The following is a 19374-nucleotide window of genomic DNA, read 5'->3' as shown; positions in this document are numbered from 1 at the left end:
TAGCTTTAGGAGATCGCCAACATTTAAAAAAGCGCAAAAAAATATGCCCACCCTATTGGGTGAGCATCTACGGTCCCGACGGGAATCGAACCCGCGATCTCCTGCGTGACAGGCAGGCGTGTTAACCGCTACACTACGGGACCAACTCAATGGTGACTCCTACGGGACTCGAACCCGTGTTACTGCCGTGAAAGGGCAGTGTCTTAACCGCTTGACCAAGGAGCCGTTCTTAAGCACAAGATAAATTATAGCAACTCTCTAACGAGATGACAAGCACTTTTTTAAAATTCTTTCACAAAAATTTAATACAGAAAAAATAAAGGGCTATCGTATGCCAACACACTAGTTAGATAATTTATAGTATACCATCTTCATGAGTTTCTAAACATAGTGTAGACAAATTTATAGAACAGTAGATAATTGAGTGATATAGGCAAATTTTAAACTTTTAACCATTGTTATGGAAAATTCAGAGATATATTTCTCTTATTAAGAGTGTGAGAAATAAACGTTAAGACTGATAAGTAGGAATATAATTGTTTTTAAAAATAACTATATATTCATTAGATTAAGGTAATCTTGGAAATCTATAGATCTTGTACAGTAAAAACTAAGTATATGATTGAATAGAATTACAATTTCATTAAATGTATATTTTCAATGTCGACTCGAGACGCATGATGGAACTAGACCACAACGAAAATCCATTAATCGAGCTTATTAAGCGAGATTAATTAGTTGAGTGTGGTCCCATATGCAAGCGAGAGTCAAAACATTGAAAATAAAAGTTATTTTGTCACAGAGTGTTGAAAATAGTCATTATAGTTGCTAAAAGGGGAAGAAATAAACATTATAGATTTTTATATTTTAGGTTCCTATCCATCAATCATAACTTTTCTGAAAAGACACCAGAGATGATATCATGAGAGAATCTACTATTATATGTTTCTTACGTTGAATCATAGAATTAGTATAGCTTTAATGGTAAATTATAAAGTAGAGACATATGAGATAATAAATCTATGCGTACTACAATTGAGAAATGAGGTTTAAATTATGGCTAGAAAAGTTGTAGTAGTTGATGACGAAAAACCAATTGCAGATATTTTAGAATTTAATTTGAAGAAAGAAGGTTATGAAGTGCACTGTGCCTACGACGGTAATGACGCAGTGGACTTAATCTATGATGAAGAACCGGACATCGTGTTACTCGACATCATGCTTCCTGGACGTGATGGTATGGAAGTATGTCGTGAAGTCCGCAAGAAATATGAAATGCCAATCATTATGTTAACGGCGAAAGACTCTGAGATTGATAAAGTATTGGGCTTAGAGTTAGGCGCAGATGACTACGTAACGAAACCATTCAGTACACGTGAGCTTATCGCACGTGTGAAAGCGAACTTACGTCGTCATTATTCTAAACCAGCTCAAGAAGAGGACGATAATGCGACAAATGAAATTTCAATCAAAGACATCGTGGTTTATCCTGATGCATACTCCATTCGCAAACGTGGTAAGAATATCGAATTAACCCACCGTGAATTCGAATTATTCCATTATCTATCTAAACACATGGGACAAGTGATGACGCGTGAACACTTGCTACAAACAGTATGGGGCTATGATTACTTTGGTGACGTGCGTACTGTAGACGTAACGATTCGTCGCTTACGTGAAAAAATTGAAGATGATCCTTCTCATCCAGAATATATTGTGACGCGTCGTGGTGTTGGATATTTCCTTCAACAACATGACTAGAGGTCGTCTGAGATGAAATGGCTTAAACAGTTTCAATCACTTCATACTAAGCTGGTAATCGTCTATGTCCTACTCATCATTATTGGTATGCAGATCATCGGATTGTATTTTACCAATAGTTTGGAGAAAGAACAGACGCAAACGTTTAAAAGTAATATTTCCCAATATGCGAAACAGATTGAACTTGGCATAGAGAAAGTCTATCAAGATGACAAATCGGTCAACAGTCAAAAGGAAGTTCAGAACTTATTAAATGAGTATGCGAACCGTCAAGAAATCGAAGAAATTCGCTTCATCGATAAAGATCAAATCATTTTGGCGACGTCGAAGCAGTCTACCCGCAGTCTAATAAATCAAAAAGTGAACGATAATTCGATTCAAAAAGCATTATCTCTAGGCGAATCGAACAGTCATACCGTGCTTAAAGATTACGGCAACGGCAAGCAACGTGTCTGGGTTTACAATCTACCTGTGAAGACGAGCAAAGGTACGATTGGCAATATTTATATCGAATCAGACATTAATAACGTGTATGACCAACTTAATAATATCAACCAAATCTTTATCGTAGGTACAGCAATTTCACTCATCATCACGATTGTGCTCGGTTTCTTTATCGCGCGTACGATTACGAAACCGATTACGGATATGCGTAACCAAACGATTGAGATGTCTAAAGGTAACTATACGCAACGTGTGAAGATTTATGGTAACGACGAAATAGGTGAGCTCGCCCTCGCATTTAATAACTTATCGAAACGTGTTCAAGAGGCGCAAGCCAATACAGAAAGTGAGAAACGTCGACTGGATTCCGTCATCACGCACATGAGTGACGGTATTATTGCGACCGATCGTCGTGGTCGTGTGCGTATCGTCAATGATATGGCGTTGAAGATGATGGGCATGATGAAAGATGAAATTATCGGTCAGCATATGCTTAACATTTTAAAGCTAGAAGAAGATTTCTCACTCGACGAGATACAAGAGAATAACGATAGTTTCTTGCTTGATATCAACGAAGCGGAAGGCATCATTGCTCGAATTAACTTTAGCCGTATCGTACAAGAGACAGGCTTCGTGACAGGTTATATCGCCGTGCTTCATGACGTTACTGAACAACAACAAGTTGAACGTGAACGTCGTGAATTCGTCGCGAACGTGTCACACGAATTGCGTACGCCATTAACCTCAATGAATAGTTATATCGAAGCACTCGAGGAAGGTGCTTGGAGAGATGAAGAGATTGCGCCTAGTTTCTTAAACGTCACGCGTGAAGAGACAGAGCGAATGATTCGTCTCGTTAATGATTTACTACAACTCTCACGTATGGATAACGAATCCGATCAAATTACGAAAGAGATTGTCGACTTTAACATGTTTATCAACAAGATTATTAATCGTCGTGAGATGTCAGCGAAAGATACGACGTTCGTGCGTGAAATTCCGAATGAGACTATTTTTACCGAAATCGATCCAGACAAGATGACGCAAGTGTTCGACAATGTCATTACCAATGCGATGAAATATTCTCGTGGCGAGAAGCGGGTTGAGTTTCACGTGAAACAGAATGCTGTTTATCACCGTATGACGATTCGCATCAAGGACAACGGTATTGGTATTCCAATCAACAAAGTAGATAAGATCTTCGACCGCTTCTACCGTGTAGACAAAGCCCGTACGCGTAAAATGGGCGGAACGGGTCTCGGCCTCGCTATCTCTAAAGAAATTGTTGAGGCACACAATGGCCGTATTTGGGCTAACAGTGTTGAAGGCCAAGGTACGTCAGTCTTTATCACGCTTCCATGTGAAGTCATAGAAGATGGTGATTGGGATGCGGAGTAAAGAACATATCAAGACGGTCATCCTAGCCCTACTTGTGCTGATGAGCCTCGTTCTGACCTATATGACATGGAAGTTCACGCCCGACTTACAAACAGTCGATAAAGAGACGAACAAAGATCACTCCTCACAGTCGATAGGTAAGACGAACAACGCGGATATGAGTGAGGTCATCACGCCATATCAAATCATCTATTCGAAGTCGGATCATCCAGAAGGTATGGTGGCATCACGTCAGAACGTGTCCACCGTCCTGGAGCCGATTAAGAATCAGCATGTCACACACTCAGATCAGATGCACAGTGACCATAATCTCATCATCCCTGATTTAACTGATGAGTTTCTCGTGCTCGACTTCACTTATGACATGCCACTTGCGACGTATCTCGGGGACGTGTTGAACATCAGTGCGAAAGTGCCGAGCAACTTTAAGTTCAATCGTTTATTGATCGATCAGTCGCATGACAATAAGATTCAACTTTATGCGATTAGTAAAAATCGGCATGACGTTGTTCGTATGACGCTGTCTTCGAAGGCAAGTTCAGTGAATAAGACGGTCGCAGCCTTGAAGAAGGACATGGAGCCTTATTCAGAGATGATTACGAATAAGGATACGATTGATAGTGCGACGCATATCTTTGCGCCAAAGTCACCGAAACATCTGAAGTCTTATCGTACAATTTACAATCATATTAGTGTGGATAAAATGAATTCCGTACTCTTTGACGATTCCGTGGTTGTGCGCAGTGCGAAGAACGGAGCAACTACTTACAATAACAACACGGGCGTCGCCAACTACGACAATAAGACTGAGAAATATAAATACAATAACTTGTCTGAAGATAAGGCGACTTCGAAGAATATGCATGAAACTATTCCAGGTACGTTCGATTATATTAATGAACATGGTGGTTTCACCGATGACTTCAGACTGTTCCACACCGATAACAAGTCCGGTCAGCTCACGTATCAGATGTTCCTCAACGGACGTCCGACGTTTAATTCAGGTAGTTTAAATACAGTAAAGGTCTCCTGGAGTGAAGATGGCATCTATAGCTACGCCCGCGCTTTACTGAAATCGAATGTCACGATAGATAGTGGTGAGAAAGATGAGAAACTGCAAGGCGCAGAGAAAGTACGCTCAGCTTTAGCTAATAACCCAAATATTGACTTTGAAAAGGTCAATAACATCACAATTGGTTACAAACGTATCGATCAACCTGACAAAGACGATATCGAAGTACAGCGCAACAGTGAATTCAAACCACATTGGTACATCGAATACGACGGCAAATGGTACGCCTACGACAATGATGGGGGGCTAGAATAAATGAATTGGAAATATGCGAAGACGTTATTTATCTTAGTATTTATTCTAGTGAACATCAGCCTTGTCGTTATTTACGTAGATAAAGTGAAGAAATCTCATATTCATGAGAGTAAAGAAGAGAACGAAGTGAATTTTAAACAAGAGCAGATTGAACTGCCGAAAGACATTCCAAGCGTTGATGGCGTGAAGATGCAGCTACTGACAGCACGTTCCAATGATTTCACTCAAGCAGCGAAAGGCAACTCTGACAAACATGCTGAGGACGATGGAGCGCGTGTGAAGGTAGATATCGACAAACAAGTGCCTGTGAGTGCGGATAACGTTTCGGATCTCAAGGATTACGTGAACAAGAACGTTTATGACGGCAAGCATTATCAGCTTAGCGATATGGATAGTAAAAGTGCCACGTTTGAACAAACTTATGGCGGCTATCCAATTATGAATAATAAGAAAGCGCGACTGACGTTTAGTATTGATAATGATAAAGCTAAAAGTTATCAGCAGTCCGCGATGAAGACGATTGCGCCTTCTAAAGGTGAGAATAATGATGCGAAGCAAGTGATTAGTGCGAAGAAAGCATTAGAGGCGCTGTACTTTAATCGTTACTTGAAGCGGAATGATAAAGTCACTCAGATTCGTCTAGGCTATTACACAGTGGTACGTGAACCGAATGTACAGGTGTTGCAAGCGAATTGGGAAGTGACTGTGAAACATAAAGATGAAACGAAGACGTATTATGTTGAGGCGATTTCTGATAATCCTAAGATTATTAAGGAGTAGCTGAGGGATGATACGTGAAAATAGGGAAAGCGTACACACTGTGATGGGTGTGTACGTTTTTTTAATTGACTACGTATAATAAATTTTGTTTTTGGAGGCTTTCCCTTGCTTAGGGGGTCGCACTCAACTAATTCTTTTCGCTCTTAGAGCTCAAAGAATGGATTTTCGTTGCGACCGTAATCCCTCAAGCGTCTCAAGCCGTCCTTAAAACAAAATAATGTGAACTTTCGCCCCTTCATCATCTACTTTTTATTTATTTATATTTAAAAGTACAAAGGAATGTTATCACTCATATGGAAGTATAGAGTTCGTGATAATGTAGTTAATTTGAATTTATCTGCTGCGAATCGTTAATGCATTTTACTCACTATGAATTAAACAATGCCTTGAATGCGTAGGACGATTTCTGCAACGACAGCTGAGCCTACATAAGTGCTTATCAACACGACCATGCCGACGATAATCGTTCTCCAACCGAGCTTGAGGAAGGCTAACCAAGAGTTACCGATTGAGATGCCGGCGTAAGCTACTACAGGTGTCGCAAGTGCCATCAAATCAACTTGTTTCGTCCAATGCGCGATGTATGAAGCGCCTGGGACACCAGGAATTGTCAGAATTAATCCTAGGACGCCGATGTAAGCGATGCTTGGAATATTCAAAGGGATGAGACGTCCCAATAACATTCCGATGAAAGCGATCGCCATGAGTGCCACAATCCCTGGAAGGGCTTTAAATGGCCCGTGATGGTATCCGAACCAGTTATTGATGAGTGAAATTAATCCTACGACGATGAGTGTCATACTCCAATTCTTAATTTGAGAAGTCATTGTCCCACCCCTTTACTTGAGAGAATTTCCCTTTCACTTTCGTTAAGAGCGCATAGTACTTTTCAGTTAACGGCAAAGCAAAGACGATCGCCATGTATAGGCCAGTGACGGATGTCAACAAGTTACTTGTTCCAGAGAATGCGGCAAGTGTACTCGCTTGGTCTGGAAAGGCTTCAACCAGTGGCCCTAGAGCTGCAGTCGTCATTACACCACTTCCTACGCCAGTAGCCATAGCGAATGATAGTGGGTGAAGCGGCAAGATTGAGATAAGCACGCTAGAGAATATGCTAAAGAAGATCGCGCCAAATATCGTGCCGAAGATATACATAGACATCACGCCTTGCCACTCAGGTGAGTTCGTCTTGTATCTTTCAGTGATGAGTGCGAGATTAACTTCCCGTCCGATAGAATGCGTCATACCGATTGTTTCACGTTTTAAACCAAGAATGATTGCGATAGGCAGTGAAATGAGTATTGTTGCTAAGTTACCGAGCTCTTGTAGGATGAGCGCCGGTCCTGCTGCGATAATCTTAGGTAGTGCGGGTCCAGCTTCAACGCCAAACTTCGCGATGAGTAGCGCGACTGCGATAAATACCATTGGCTCAGCATTCTTAGCCTGTTTCTTCTTGACGAGCGGTGTAAAATACGCGATGAGACCCAAGATAACTGCATAGACGACAGGCATTAATAAGAGGGACGTGGGTCCTAAGTTAAACTTGTGTGCTCCGATACCTTCTGAAATTAACACGATGACGAATGTTAATGTATGTAGTCGCCAATCTTTCCATAGTTGTGTTTGTTTATTCATGAAAACGTCCCCCTTTATTACTATTTATCTAAAAAGTAAGAATTTTTAAAAATATAATGACTCTAGTCTAACGATAATTCTTGAAAAAGAAAAGGGGTTGTGAGGAAAAAGAGAGAAAAATAGGGATTTAAAAATAGATACTGATGTTTTTGGATGACTTTCACTTGCTTAGTGGGCTGCATTCAACTCATTTTTTCTCGCTTTGCAAGCTCGAAAAAATGGATTTTCGCTGTAGCTTAGTTCACTCAAAAGTGTCTCAATCCATCTTTAAAGAAATTGTTGTTACACCTTTTAAGAATTGCTCTCTTACGTTTTCAAGAAACAGGTTGATTGCTCAAGCAGTTTTTAAACTGATATAGTATAATGTGATTGTTAATTAAAAAACGGGCGTAAATGAAACAATAGTAAGCTAGAATAAATGGATACAGTGCTTACTATTAATAAAGCCTTAATCATAGACTGCACAAGGGTTTAGGGTACATTTAAGATAGACAGGTCAGACTGCCATATCACTGCAGGTAGTATGCCCGCAGTATAAATTTCAAAAAATAACATAGGTACAGTTAGGAATATGAGAAAGGGTGAATCGCTTGATACGAATGAGTGTCTTAGCGAGTGGTAGTACTGGAAATGCCACTTATGTTGAAAGTGATAAAGGAAGCTTGTTAGTCGATGCAGGATTAACAGGTAAGAAGATGGAAGGGCTCTTTAGCCAAATTGATAAAGAGATTAAGAACGTCAATGGAATTCTCGTCACACATGAACACGCAGATCATATTAAAGGGTTAGGTGTATTGGCACGTAAATACGGCCTTCCGATTTATGCGAACGAGAAGACGTGGTCAGCGATTGAGAAGAAAGATAGTCGCATTCCAATGGATCAGAAATTCATTTTTAATCCTTATGAGACGAAATCTCTTGCAGGATTTGATGTTGAATCCTTTAATGTTTCCCATGATGCGATTGATCCACAATTCTACGTGTTCCATAATAACGGTAAGAAATTTACGATTCTCACTGATACAGGATACGTTTCAGATCGCATGAAAGGCATTATTAAGGGCAGCGATGCCTTTATGTTCGAAAGTAATCATGATGTGGATATGTTGCGCATGTGTCGTTATCCTTGGAAGACGAAACAACGTATCTTGAGTGATATGGGTCACGTATCGAACGAAGACGCGGGTCTTGCGATGACAGATGTGATTACAGATAACACGAAACGTATTTATCTTTCTCACTTATCTCAAGACAATAATATGAAAGATTTAGCACGTATGAGTGTCGGTCAAGTGTTGAAAGAACATGATATTGATTCTGATAACGAAGTAAAGCTTTGTGATACAGACAAGGCTGAAGCAACGCCGATTTATACATTGTAATAAGTGAAGCGTACGTCCCTGATTTAAGGGGCGTGTTTTTTTATGCAGTTAGAAGATAAAAGTTGTTTCAGTTTTTTAAGAATCGTGAGTGGTTAATTCAATTTTTTAACTTTAAGACGGTAGGTAGTATGACCGCTTTGCATACGTGAAAACGTTATTGTATAAAGATGATAAGACACAGAAAGGTGATAGGATAAGGTTTCAGCCTTAATATTGTAAAATTAACGTTAAGGTTGTGAATAAAAATGTAAGACAGACGGCAAGTTATCCACTAAATTGTGCAGAGTTATCCAGAGTTGTGAACAATTCACAGTCACATACCCACATTATTCACAGGATTATCCACATATACACAGAATATCACTTTCTTTTTGTGTATAACTCGTAAATTTTGTAAAATGCATGATGTATAATAGAGATATCTAAGAGGGAATACTGTGAACAAGTGAATAACTTGTGGATAACTAGGATAACTCAAGTATTATCAACATGTGTAGGAGGTCAAATTGTGAAAATCACTATACTCGCAGTGGGAAAGCTCAAAGAAAAATATTGGAAACAAGCCATTGCAGAATATGAAAAACGTTTAGGTAGCTATACGAAGATTGATATTGTAGAAGTTCCTGATGAAAAAGCACCTGAGAACTTAAGTGACAAAGAAGTCGAACAAGTGAAAGCGAAAGAAGGAGAGCGTCTTCTTAATAAGATTAAACCGCAATCCACAGTCATTACTTTAGAGATTGAAGGAAAGATGCTGACATCAGAAGGGCTTGCGAAAGAACTCGATCGACGTATGACACAAGGTCAAAGCGACTTCACTTTCGTCATCGGAGGTTCAAATGGCTTACATCAGGACGTCTTAAAACGCAGTGATTACGCACTTTCATTTAGCAAGATGACCTTTCCACATCAAATGATGCGGGTCGTCTTAATCGAGCAAGTCTATCGTGCGTTTAAGATTATGCGTGGAGAAGCATATCATAAATGATGCGGTTTTTGAATTGTTTCGTAAATGATTTGAATACATCATGGCGCAATTAAAATTAATATTTTGCACTATTAAAGAAAGGAAAATTAAAATGGATAGAAATAAATTTTCGATGTATTGGTCTTATTATAAAATGATTGAAGAAAAGTTAATTTCTACTAATCAATATGTTACTCATACAAATGATAATGGTAAGTGTTACTCAGATGAATTTACTTCTATTATTCTTTTATCATGTTCTGAGATTGATTCAATTTTAAAAGAGTTATTAATTAATTTGAATATTTCACCAAAGAAAAAATACTATCAAATGAGTGATTATGCGAATGTTTTAATAAAATTTAAGGATAAGGGCATTGAAACAGTTTCGACAAGAATTAATGTACATGATAATAATAATTTTAGTGTTACACCATTTAAAAATATAAATGCTAACTTACCATACGCTAATTTAAATTGGTGGAAAGATTATCAAGCAATTAAACATGATAGAATACATAATGTTAAAAAAGGAAATCTAGCAAATGCTATTACCGTTTTATCGGCTCATTTTCTAATAGTTCGTCTTTTAATTCACTTTATACCAGAAGACAATGGACAAAGTTATCTTTTTGAAAAGACTTGGAGCGAATATTGGATTCCAGCTGTATAGGTTTTATAACCAGACGCATCATATTATTAAATTGATAGCTAAAAACAAAGCATACAATATTAATTATTACTCAACTTTGATATATTTAAGGAAAAATTAAGTAATAAGGCGGGAGAATAGATGACTCATCAAAGTGGATATGTATTAGAATGGGAGATACTTGAACAACCTGAAAATTTAGGCTATGAATGTATGAATATATATAATATTGTATCAGACGACTTTAACAAATGCTTGAAAGAACTAGGAGTGTTAAAACATGACTAAACAAACCAATACTCCAAAACTAAGATTTCCTGAGTTTAAAAATGAATGGTCTAAATTAACAATGAATGATTTCTTAATGGAAGATAAACAATACGGCACTCAGAAAGATACAAATTTTCCAATAGTAACTTCCTCTAGGCAAGGTCTGTATATTCAAAATAAGTATTTTGAGGGAGATAGAAGCTTTGCTAATGAAAATGTCACCTTTAGTATTGTACCTATAAATTACTTTACTTATAGACATATGAGTGATGACGATATATTCAAATTTAATATAAATAAATTTAATACTCCAATTTTAGTAAGTAAAGAATACCCTGTGTTTACTGTAAAAAACACTTTTTCTCAAAATTTTATTTTTTATGAATTAAATAATAATATGCGATTCTTAAAATTTTGTAGAATTCAAAAGAAAGGTGGGGCGCGTACAAGACTTTATTTCAAAAATTTATTAAAGTATCAAACATACTTTCCAAACTATGAAGAACAACAAAAGATAGGCGCCTTTTTTTATCTACTCGATCAACAAATCGAATTGGAACAAAAGAAATTAGAATTATTAGAGCAACAAAAGAAAGGCTATATGCAAAAGATTTTTTCACAACAATTGAGATTTAAGGATGAAAATGGAAATGATTATCCAAAGTGGGAAAATAAACTATTAGGAAATTTAGTGAATATAACAATGGGACAAAGTCCCAGTAGCAAAAATTATACTGAAAATAGTAATTATACTACATTAGTACAAGGTAATGCAGATTTAAATAATGGATACATACAGCCTAGAATATATACTAAGCAAATAACAAAATTAGCTGAAGTTAATGATATTTTATTAACAGTTAGAGCGCCAGTTGGAAAAATAGGCAGAGCACAACTAAAAGCATGTATAGGTAGAGGAGTATGTGCTATTAAAGGTGATAGTTTTATTTATTATTTTCTTGAATTATTTGATTTACAAAATAAATGGATTAGATTTTCACAAGGTAGTACATTTGAATCGATTTCAGGAAATGAAATTAAAAATATAGATGTTGCATACCCTATTAATGAGGAGCGACAGAAAATAAGTGAGTTTTTATCTAAATTAGATGAATTACTAAAAAATCAATTATTAAAAGTAGAACAACTCAAACAACGCAAACAAGGTTTACTACAAAAAATGTTCGTTTGATACTGATAACGATCTATTATATTAATTGAAAATACAAAAAAATAAGTTGAGAGCATCCCTCACCGCAAAGTGAAGGATGCTCTAGTTTTATTGAAATATATATTTCATTTTGTTAAATAGCGATTGATAATATCTTGAAAATCATTATTAAGTACAGTTGCTATAGAGTCATCATTCATAAAATCTTCATAAATTTTATCAAGTATTTCTTCATCTTCAATCGATGTAAAATGATGTACTAGTCCTTTTACAATTGAAATATAATTTTGCGATGCTAAGCAATTAGCAACCGTTCGCCAGTCTGAGTGTATGGTTTCATGGTTCATAGATAATCCTCCTTTTATTTCAATGTCCATTTTTGACGTGCTTTAGGATTGAGTGGATGTATAATTTCATTTGTTGCTGGATTAATGAGTTTTTTGACTTTCTTTTTATGAGGTTTTAACATTTCCATCACTTGTTCAACACGTTCGATAACAACTGGTCGCTTCGCATAAGCCCCATAAGCTAGAATCACTGTGTCACTTTCACTTATTGCTTTCATTAAGTGTATATTCGTGTGCTCATCGTATGGTTCTTTATCTTTGAGATGCTTTATACTCATAGGTGTTTTAATATTAGAGAAAAGATTAACGAGATAAACAGCGCCATATTGCTCAGAATTAGCTAATTGGTTAAGAATAAGAACAGTAGTAAGATCGAGTGATAATACACCATCTAAATGAGGGTACATCGTTATCACTGTACAAGCTGGTTTCTTTTCATCCCATGTTTTCTTGAGTAAATAGCGGTGCTTTTTATCCTTGCTAAATATGGCTTCTGTGTATATCGTACTTTTTATTGTATTCATATATCGTCACTTCCTTTAGTATTCTTCTGGCAAAAGCATCACATAATAAAAAGCGTCTACATCATCTTCTCGGATGACGTAGACTTTCTTAGGTAATGCATTTTGATTTTTTACATAGTTTGTATAGTGATATTCCAATTTGTATGCGGGTTGTTCTTGTTCATGTGTGATTGAGAGTATATTCTCATCTTCTTGTAGTCTAAAAATGTGTAGGTAATCTGTATGGCCTTGAGTATCTCTTTCTTTTACCATATTCCAAAGTAAGATTTGAAGGTCTAGAGATAGGTGTTCATTAATACCTCTTGTGATGTATCGATTGATTTTCATACTATTTTCCTCCATTTTGCTTTTCTTTCATGATATCAATCACTTCGTTAATGACTGTAACAGATAGTTGAGCGACCTTGATCCAGTTCATCTTATTCTCCTCCTTTTTGTAATAGATGACGTTCATCGATAATCGTATTTTTAGTATCTGTAAGGTACAGAAAGTCCATATCAAAATGATCTAAATAACCAATACTGATGAGTTGGTTATTGGCGTACATAAGAAATGGATAGATACTTAGCTCATGTAGCTCATTATTATAGTAGGTATAAGTTTCAAGTGTAAGATGTGCAAGTGGGGTATGGTCTACAAAGCGAGTAGGAAGTATATTTTCTGCTGCTTCCTCCAGTGCTTCACATTCCCATGTTTCGTTGTTAGATAGTTGGAATAGACGAGTTATATATTGTTTGAGTTCTTGAGTGGTTGTTTTCATATCATTGCCTCCTAGATAGTGTGATAGTGATGTAGTTGATGTACATCATTGGGATAATATATATTTGATTTGTCATTTATTACGAATCCCGGTGGGAATAGGAGAAAATTCCATATAAAAACCCGTTATAAACGTTGGTATAACAAGGAAATCCCGGAATCCCACTCATTTTGACGAACAATCAACTCATTATTTATAAGTATTAATGATAGGGTTGGGTCTCTGCTTCCTTATATATATATTATTTATTTATAAAGAATAATGGGATTTTGGGATTGTGCTTGCACAATCCTTCTGCTTCTTCAAATCTGCAAATCCCATTCCTTTCCCGGTAAAAAATTATCGTGGGATGTTCTTTAGCAATTTCAATATAAGCTTCGTGTAGTAGTAGATAGATAATGCTAATTCGCTATCTCATTAGATAAGTGTTATTGAAATTGATAAAGAGAATTCTAAAAATGGTTAGATAAAATAAGTGAAAGAATAGCAGTGTAGTTATTGTTTATTCAATAGTTATATATAAAGTTTGTGGCAAAAATAAAGACGAAGTGCTAAGGAGCACTTCGTCGAGTGGATGGTTATTAAATAGTTGTTTGATAATATCATTATTCAATTTGAGTGTGACATAAAATTGTTTCTTATGATATTCATGTTTTCGGATATCAATACGATCGATGACCGTCAGATAGAGTGATTTCAACTGAGATTTCTCTAATTTGTCTATATCTTTGAATATTACTCGTAGTACATTCGCAATCATATCAGTATCATAATGTGGAGCTTCCGCTTGTTTATCTTGTTCTAGTTGATGGATTTGATTATTTATTTGATTCAATTCATCTTGGTAGCTAAGTATTGTTGGTTTCAATACGCTATCTAAGTCAGGGGAGTCTTCAATGGTTTTCGTTAGTGTATGCATTTTGGCTTTTATTTCTTCACATTGTGACTGTTTATAGGCAATATCATGGTTCAAAGAAGAGACGTCTATTTGACTTTTTTCATTTACCTTTTCAACCAATTGCTTCAATACCTTTTTGCTTTTGATAATTTCCAATATCTGATCCATAACATATTTTTCTAGTACATCTGCTCTAACACTATTGGCTGAGCAAACTTTTGAACCTTTGTTTCTAAAATTACTACATGAGTAATATCTGATTCTTTTCTTAGTGCCATCTTTTAATGTATTGGTGGTATTACTTGCCGCCATTGCTGCGCCACATTTCGGACATTTTACAATGCCAGTCAGTAGGTTTGTTCCTTTGCCGTGAACTTGTGGTTTCTTGCGACTCTCTTGGCGTTTAAACTGTACTTTATCCCATAAAGCTTTATCAATAATAGGCGCATGCTTACCATCTGCAATGATCGGTTCCTCATTGAGTCCTTTTCGTCTTTTATCGCTCCAGTGTCTATACTTCGCAAACTGTATCTTTCCAATGTAAAAAGGGTTTGAGATGATGTAGGTAATGGATGAAATACTAAAAGGTTTCCCTTTCTTAGTCACATAACCTTTATGATTCAATGCGTTCGCTATCTTACGATAACCATGACCTTTGGCGTATGACTCAAAAATATATTTAACAATATTCGCTTCATGTTGATTGATCATGAGCTCTTTTTTACTGTCAGGTACTTTATCATAGCCTAAAGGTAAATTACCTTGGTAATAACCTTCAATAGCACGTTGTCTTTGGCCATTGTAGACATTCTCTACAATCGTATTTCTTTCAAATTCTGCGAAACTGGCTAAAATTTGGAGCATCAATTTACCTGTTGAGCTGGCAATTTCTATTTTTTCAGTTAGACTAAAAAATTCGACATTAATCTTATACAATTCTTCGACAATATTTAATAAATCTGAGGTATTTCTAGCTAAACGATTCGTTTTGTAGACCATAATACAATCTAATTTACCTTCGTTGGCATCTTTTAACATACGTTGTAGTTCTGGACGTTGCATTGTTTTACCCGATATACCTCGATCGGTGTATTCATTGACGACTTCATAACCTTGAAATTGACAATACTCTGTAAGTTGATTTAATTGACCATGAATACTGTAACCATCCGTTTGCATTTCAGTCGATACACGTGCATATAATCCAATACGTTTCTTTTTGAGTTGTTTCATACGACTTCATTCCTTTCAGATATTATTAAGTGTGATTGTTCAACGATATTGAGTGGACTATTTTTAAAGTAGATTCCTTGTAATTGTTTAGTTTGAGTTATGTTGATGCAATCGATAAAAGGTGCTATATCCTGTAAAGTTATTTTATTTTTTATGACATATTTTAATTTGTCATAGATTTGGTAGGTTGAATAAGTAGAGTAATTCTCTTCACTTTTACAACTAGCAGATAAACGTTTGAACGTTTTTACATCAATACGATTTTGAGCTAGCTTTTCGATGAGTTGTTCTTGTGTTAGATGGGTTTCTTTATGCTTCATTTGTTGCTGTTTTAGGACTTTGAGTATTGTGTTATTCAATCGTTTATGAAACGATTGTTCTTCAAAATACTTTTTACAAGTGTCGAGCACTTCACTTTCAAGTTCTGATGCATTGATACTTTTAAATGGGCATGTACGATAAGCGTCATTCATATTTTTAGGGCAAACATAGTAACGTAGAGAATAGTTCTCTTTTTTTATCGTTAAGTTTGTTAATGTTGATTGACAGTAAGGACATTTGATTCGTCGCTTTAGCTTATTTCTAGAATTGGATCGATTGTGTTGTTTATGAATACGACACTCTTGTGCTTCTTCAAACGTATCAACATCAATAATAGGCGGAACGATATCATTAAATGTGCCATACTTATTGATGACACGACCGCAATAGTTAGGGTTCAAGAGAATATTTCTAACTTGATAGGGCTTACGAGGAATAAGCTTAGGATTGTTATCCAAACGTTGGGAAATCTTTTTGTAGCCTAGACCTTGTAAGTACCAGCGATATACTGCTTTGACTGTATAGGCTTCTTCTTCATGTACAACAAAATGATCTTGTCTATAACGATACCCAAAAGGTGCATGAGTTGTGATTAGCTTACCTTGTTTGGCTTTTTCTCTTATTCCATTTCGTGTCTGTTCACTGATATTATTAGACTCCATTTCAGCTAGACTCATAAGTATGTTCAAGCGAAAACGATCAAACTCTTTAGATAAGTCAAAATAGCCATCATTCACACTGATGATTGTGACGTGATGCTTTTTGCAAATTTCAAAGAATTGTATAGCGTTTTTCAAATTACGATGGAGTCGATTCAGACGATAGCAACACAATACTTTACATTTTCCAGACGCAATCATTTCTATCATTCTTTGATAACCTGAACGTTTTGTATGTCGACCTGTTTTCTTATCATCATAAAACGTCACATTAGACCATCCATATTGCTTAGCAGTATTTAAAATGAGAGATTTCTGAGTCGCTAAACTTTGTTGTTTGAGTGTACTTTGACGTACATAAGCAATCGCTTCTTCCATGTTATACACCTCCAAAAAGATAATATATATTTGTGAGTAAATTAGAATGAAAGGTCCAACGTGCTTTTAACACGTTGGACCGCAATGATTAGTTATCGTTCTGTAACTCTTCAACGATTAAATCAGCTAGTAATTCAATCAATTCATCCATTTTATCTACTCCTGTACGATTTCATCTTTAAGTTATTAAAAATCAATTAAATCATCGTTCTGTTTTTTTCATGATTCAAGTATCTTTTTGTTATCCAAGTTAATTTCAGCTTTAATAGGTTCAGCATCTTTAGTTAGACCAAAAATAGACGCATATTTTGAATCTAGCTTTAAATGGTAAAAGACAAGTGACTGTTTCTTGCCATAGTCATCTTTGACTGCTCTTTTCGTAGTTATTCGATCACGGTCAGATTCGATATATCCTTTATCCCTTAGTGCATTCACGACATTGTTGACATCTTGGAAATGATTCTCTATCAACATATTTTTAAATACAGATGCAATGATTTTGACTTCGATATGATTATCTTTTAAGGCAATTAATCCATAGTTCTCGATCATATTCTTTAACGCTGTATCATCAGAAAATTTACCACGGTTTTGTGCTACAAATTGCGTAATGATTTCAATCGCTTTATCTGCCAGTGATCGTTCAGAGACTGTATGAGTATGATAATCAATAAAGTAATCTCTTATTTTAGCAATATCAATATTTGTAGCTAAAACACGACCTAATATTTTCGCAGATGTTGTAATGACTGCATAACGCTTAAACATACGAATACCTGTATTGTTTGCTTCACTCTTCAATTTATCTTTAAACCAATGATGTTCATCTTTAAACCATTGAATAACTTCCTCTTCACGATTTATAAGATATTGAGCTACTAACGGTAAAACATGACCATAGTTTAGTGCCATAGCTTTTTTAATATTGTCAGCATTGGTCGCATTTGTAGTAAATTGCTCATTAATTTCAATGGTTCTTACACGTAACCCATCGTTTTGAGCTGAATCAGTAAAAATACTGTATTCTGACGTTGAAATGACAGAAGTTCCCCAATTCTTAGGTGTTTTAACTTCTCCATGAACGTTTGAACGTTGACGACCTTGACCTTCAGCGATGGAGTACAATAACCCTGTTGTATCTTTAAAAGTTGCTGAGGAGAGCTCGTCAAATACCATAGGTATGCCATAATTGTTACTCAAGTAACCTTCAAGAGCGTTACGTGTGCCATTCCAACTTCGAAAAAGCGTTTTATTACCTTTGGTTGGATTTCCAGCGACGGATACCGCTAAAGCTGCCGCTGTTGATTTACCGGTTGATGACTGGCCTGTAAAACTAAAGATGATACCAGCAAATTCAACTTCATGTTTATGCTTCAGAAAGGCTGTCACTAAGGCAGAAATTCCAAATACGACCGCTAACTCTAGAAGAAGATGACCTTTGACTTCGTTCATATACATATTTAACCAATCTTTAAATGTCCCTTTAGGCTCTAATAGATAAGCACTATCGACAATAGGCTCTAAAGATGCTAACTGATCATATTGTTTAGATGTGTAAACGGTATCTACCATTACAATGTAACCGTGGGGTGTTTCTATGATGCCCGAGCCATCATATAAATCAGAAGTGGGCAGTTCATCGCGCATTAACTGTAGTGCATAGCTCAAATCTCTTATATAACTTTCATTGATACTGTAACTATATTTAATCAAGGAAGGTAAGTTTCGAGTTGTTAAAATATCAGATTCAAATGTATGTTCTTTATCCTTACCGTTAGAAATAATTATCTTTTCTGTATTTTCTGAGGCATGCCAAAATTTAGCTTCAACAACGATACAACTAGATATAGGCACCACTTTTTCCTTATCTCCATCTTTTTTAGGTGGAAAAGTTTTACGCCACGCCTTTGAATCTAATTGGTATGGACCTACTTCAAAAATGATGTAATGACTCATTAGCGAACACCTCCTTTCGAAGGGTTGCTAATATTATTTGTACTGACCTTACGGTAAATTAAATTACGATTTGATTTACGGTTGATTATAATAACGTTTGCTTGAGGACATTTTTTTACCCATGAACTATAACGACGTCCAACCTCTCTTTGTTCATTAATTGAAAGATCCATATTATTAAATTGTGGCATTTTTATTGCCATATTTTTTAAATCATTAAAAGAATACTCTGTATTTGGAGATAACTTCTTAGTAACTATCTTTACACTTTCATATAGTAATTCTTGTTCGTAGCTTTTTTCTTTCATTGATTAAACATCCTTTCTTAATATGCCCTTTATTTCTATGACTAGTTCTTATTGTTTATGTTCAGAGTATATAAAGAAAGTACTGATCTTCCTATTTAATTTTTCACATTCGAAATTTTAGTAAATAACCTAAAAAAACAGCACAAACACAGTGTTGAATGAGTGTTTGCGCTTTAGAATCACTAATTGATTAATGTGCAAC

Annotated in this window: 18 protein-coding genes and 2 tRNA genes; 8 read left to right on the top strand and 12 right to left on the bottom strand. The window is 35.9% G+C overall.

The window, feature by feature from the left end:
• Nucleotides 1-70: 70 nt before the first annotated feature.
• Both CD039_RS10765 and CD039_RS10760 read right to left on the bottom strand, forming a co-directional pair.
• Nucleotides 71-143: transfer RNA gene (locus CD039_RS10765), tRNA-Asp, on the bottom strand.
• A 7-nt stretch (nt 144-150) separates the two neighbouring features.
• A tRNA-Glu gene (locus CD039_RS10760) sits at nt 151-225 on the bottom strand.
• 831 nt (nt 226-1056) lie between these two features.
• On the opposite strand from CD039_RS10760, the gene yycF reads away from it, so the two are divergent.
• Genes yycF through CD039_RS10740 form a run of 4 tightly spaced genes read left to right on the top strand, consistent with a single transcriptional unit; the run spans nt 1057 to nt 5710 of the window.
• Entirely contained in the window at nt 1057-1761 is a 705-nt protein-coding gene (gene yycF / locus CD039_RS10755; protein WP_002472735.1) for a response regulator YycF, read from the top strand.
• Between the two features lie 12 nt (nt 1762-1773).
• Nucleotides 1774-3603, top strand: a complete 1830-nt coding sequence (walK, locus tag CD039_RS10750) for a cell wall metabolism sensor histidine kinase WalK (RefSeq protein ID WP_103372314.1) — start codon at nt 1774-1776, stop codon at nt 3601-3603.
• On the top strand, nt 3593-4930 hold the full coding sequence (locus tag CD039_RS10745; protein ID WP_103372313.1) for a YycH family regulatory protein: 1338 nt from the start codon (nt 3593-3595) through the stop codon (nt 4928-4930). The genes walK and CD039_RS10745 overlap by 11 nt, the downstream gene beginning before the upstream one ends.
• Nucleotides 4931-5710, top strand: coding sequence for a two-component system regulatory protein YycI (locus CD039_RS10740; RefSeq protein WP_103372312.1), 780 nt, complete (start codon nt 4931-4933; stop codon nt 5708-5710).
• Nucleotides 5711-6084: 374 nt separating this feature from the next.
• On the opposite strand, the gene CD039_RS10735 is transcribed toward CD039_RS10740, so the two are convergent.
• Nucleotides 6085-6537: a hypothetical protein gene (locus tag CD039_RS10735; RefSeq protein ID WP_103372311.1), complete on the bottom strand. Its 453-nt coding sequence runs from the start codon at nt 6535-6537 to the stop codon at nt 6085-6087.
• Nucleotides 6521-7345 carry a DUF3100 domain-containing protein gene (locus CD039_RS10730; RefSeq protein WP_103372310.1) on the bottom strand — a complete coding sequence of 275 codons (825 nt, stop codon included), beginning with the start codon at nt 7343-7345 and terminating at the stop codon, nt 6521-6523. The genes CD039_RS10735 and CD039_RS10730 overlap by 17 nt, the downstream gene beginning before the upstream one ends.
• 581 nt (nt 7346-7926) lie before the next feature.
• Here CD039_RS10730 and CD039_RS10725 point away from each other — a divergent pair.
• From CD039_RS10725 to CD039_RS10710, 4 genes are all read left to right on the top strand, one after another.
• Nucleotides 7927-8727: an MBL fold metallo-hydrolase gene (locus CD039_RS10725; RefSeq protein WP_002472777.1), complete on the top strand. Its 801-nt coding sequence runs from the start codon at nt 7927-7929 to the stop codon at nt 8725-8727.
• A gap of 508 nt (nt 8728-9235) precedes the next feature.
• Entirely contained in the window at nt 9236-9715 is a 480-nt protein-coding gene (gene rlmH, locus CD039_RS10720) for a 23S rRNA (pseudouridine(1915)-N(3))-methyltransferase RlmH (RefSeq protein WP_049410109.1), read from the top strand.
• A gap of 40 nt (nt 9716-9755) precedes the next feature.
• On the top strand, nt 9756-10367 hold the full coding sequence (locus CD039_RS10715; RefSeq protein WP_145178978.1) for a hypothetical protein: 612 nt from the start codon (nt 9756-9758) through the stop codon (nt 10365-10367).
• 259 nt (nt 10368-10626) lie between these two features.
• Nucleotides 10627-11808, top strand: a complete 1182-nt coding sequence (locus tag CD039_RS10710; RefSeq protein WP_103372308.1) for a restriction endonuclease subunit S — start codon at nt 10627-10629, stop codon at nt 11806-11808.
• A 104-nt stretch (nt 11809-11912) separates the two neighbouring features.
• Here CD039_RS10710 and CD039_RS10705 read toward each other — a convergent pair whose 3' ends face one another.
• The 8 genes from CD039_RS10705 to ssb all read right to left on the bottom strand — a co-directional run bounded on the left by CD039_RS10705 (nt 11913) and on the right by ssb (nt 19172).
• Complete coding sequence (locus tag CD039_RS10705; protein WP_103372307.1) at nt 11913-12134, bottom strand: hypothetical protein; 222 nt, start codon at nt 12132-12134, stop codon at nt 11913-11915.
• Between the two features lie 14 nt (nt 12135-12148).
• Nucleotides 12149-12658: a DUF1643 domain-containing protein gene (locus tag CD039_RS10700; protein ID WP_070837706.1), complete on the bottom strand. Its 510-nt coding sequence runs from the start codon at nt 12656-12658 to the stop codon at nt 12149-12151.
• A 15-nt stretch (nt 12659-12673) separates the two neighbouring features.
• Nucleotides 12674-12985: a DUF960 family protein gene (locus CD039_RS10695; RefSeq protein ID WP_103372306.1), complete on the bottom strand. Its 312-nt coding sequence runs from the start codon at nt 12983-12985 to the stop codon at nt 12674-12676.
• Nucleotides 12986-13077: 92 nt separating this feature from the next.
• Entirely contained in the window at nt 13078-13419 is a 342-nt protein-coding gene (locus tag CD039_RS10685) for an SAUGI family uracil-DNA glycosylase inhibitor (RefSeq protein WP_103372305.1), read from the bottom strand.
• Nucleotides 13420-13921: 502 nt separating this feature from the next.
• The gene (gene ccrB / locus CD039_RS10680) at nt 13922-15550 is read right to left on the bottom strand and encodes a cassette chromosome recombinase CcrB (RefSeq protein ID WP_103372304.1); all 1629 of its coding nucleotides are present in this window, start codon (nt 15548-15550) and stop codon (nt 13922-13924) included.
• A complete protein-coding gene (ccrA, locus tag CD039_RS10675) occupies nt 15547-16908 on the bottom strand; it encodes a cassette chromosome recombinase CcrA (protein WP_103372303.1) in 1362 nt (453 codons plus the stop codon). The genes ccrB and ccrA overlap by 4 nt, the downstream gene beginning before the upstream one ends.
• Before the next feature lie 219 nt (nt 16909-17127).
• Nucleotides 17128-18864 carry a cassette chromosome replicative helicase gene (gene cch1 / locus CD039_RS10670; RefSeq protein WP_103372302.1) on the bottom strand — a complete coding sequence of 579 codons (1737 nt, stop codon included), beginning with the start codon at nt 18862-18864 and terminating at the stop codon, nt 17128-17130.
• Nucleotides 18864-19172, bottom strand: a complete 309-nt coding sequence (ssb, locus tag CD039_RS10665) for a cassette chromosome ssDNA-binding protein (RefSeq protein WP_103372301.1) — start codon at nt 19170-19172, stop codon at nt 18864-18866. The genes cch1 and ssb overlap by 1 nt, the downstream gene beginning before the upstream one ends.
• Nucleotides 19173-19374 lie beyond the last annotated feature (202 nt).

This window comes from Staphylococcus argensis, assembly GCF_002902305.1.
GTDB lineage: Bacteria > Bacillota > Bacilli > Staphylococcales > Staphylococcaceae > Staphylococcus > Staphylococcus argensis.
Note: the sequence above shows the minus strand (reverse complement) of the source record. Positions and strands in the feature narration are given on the sequence as shown.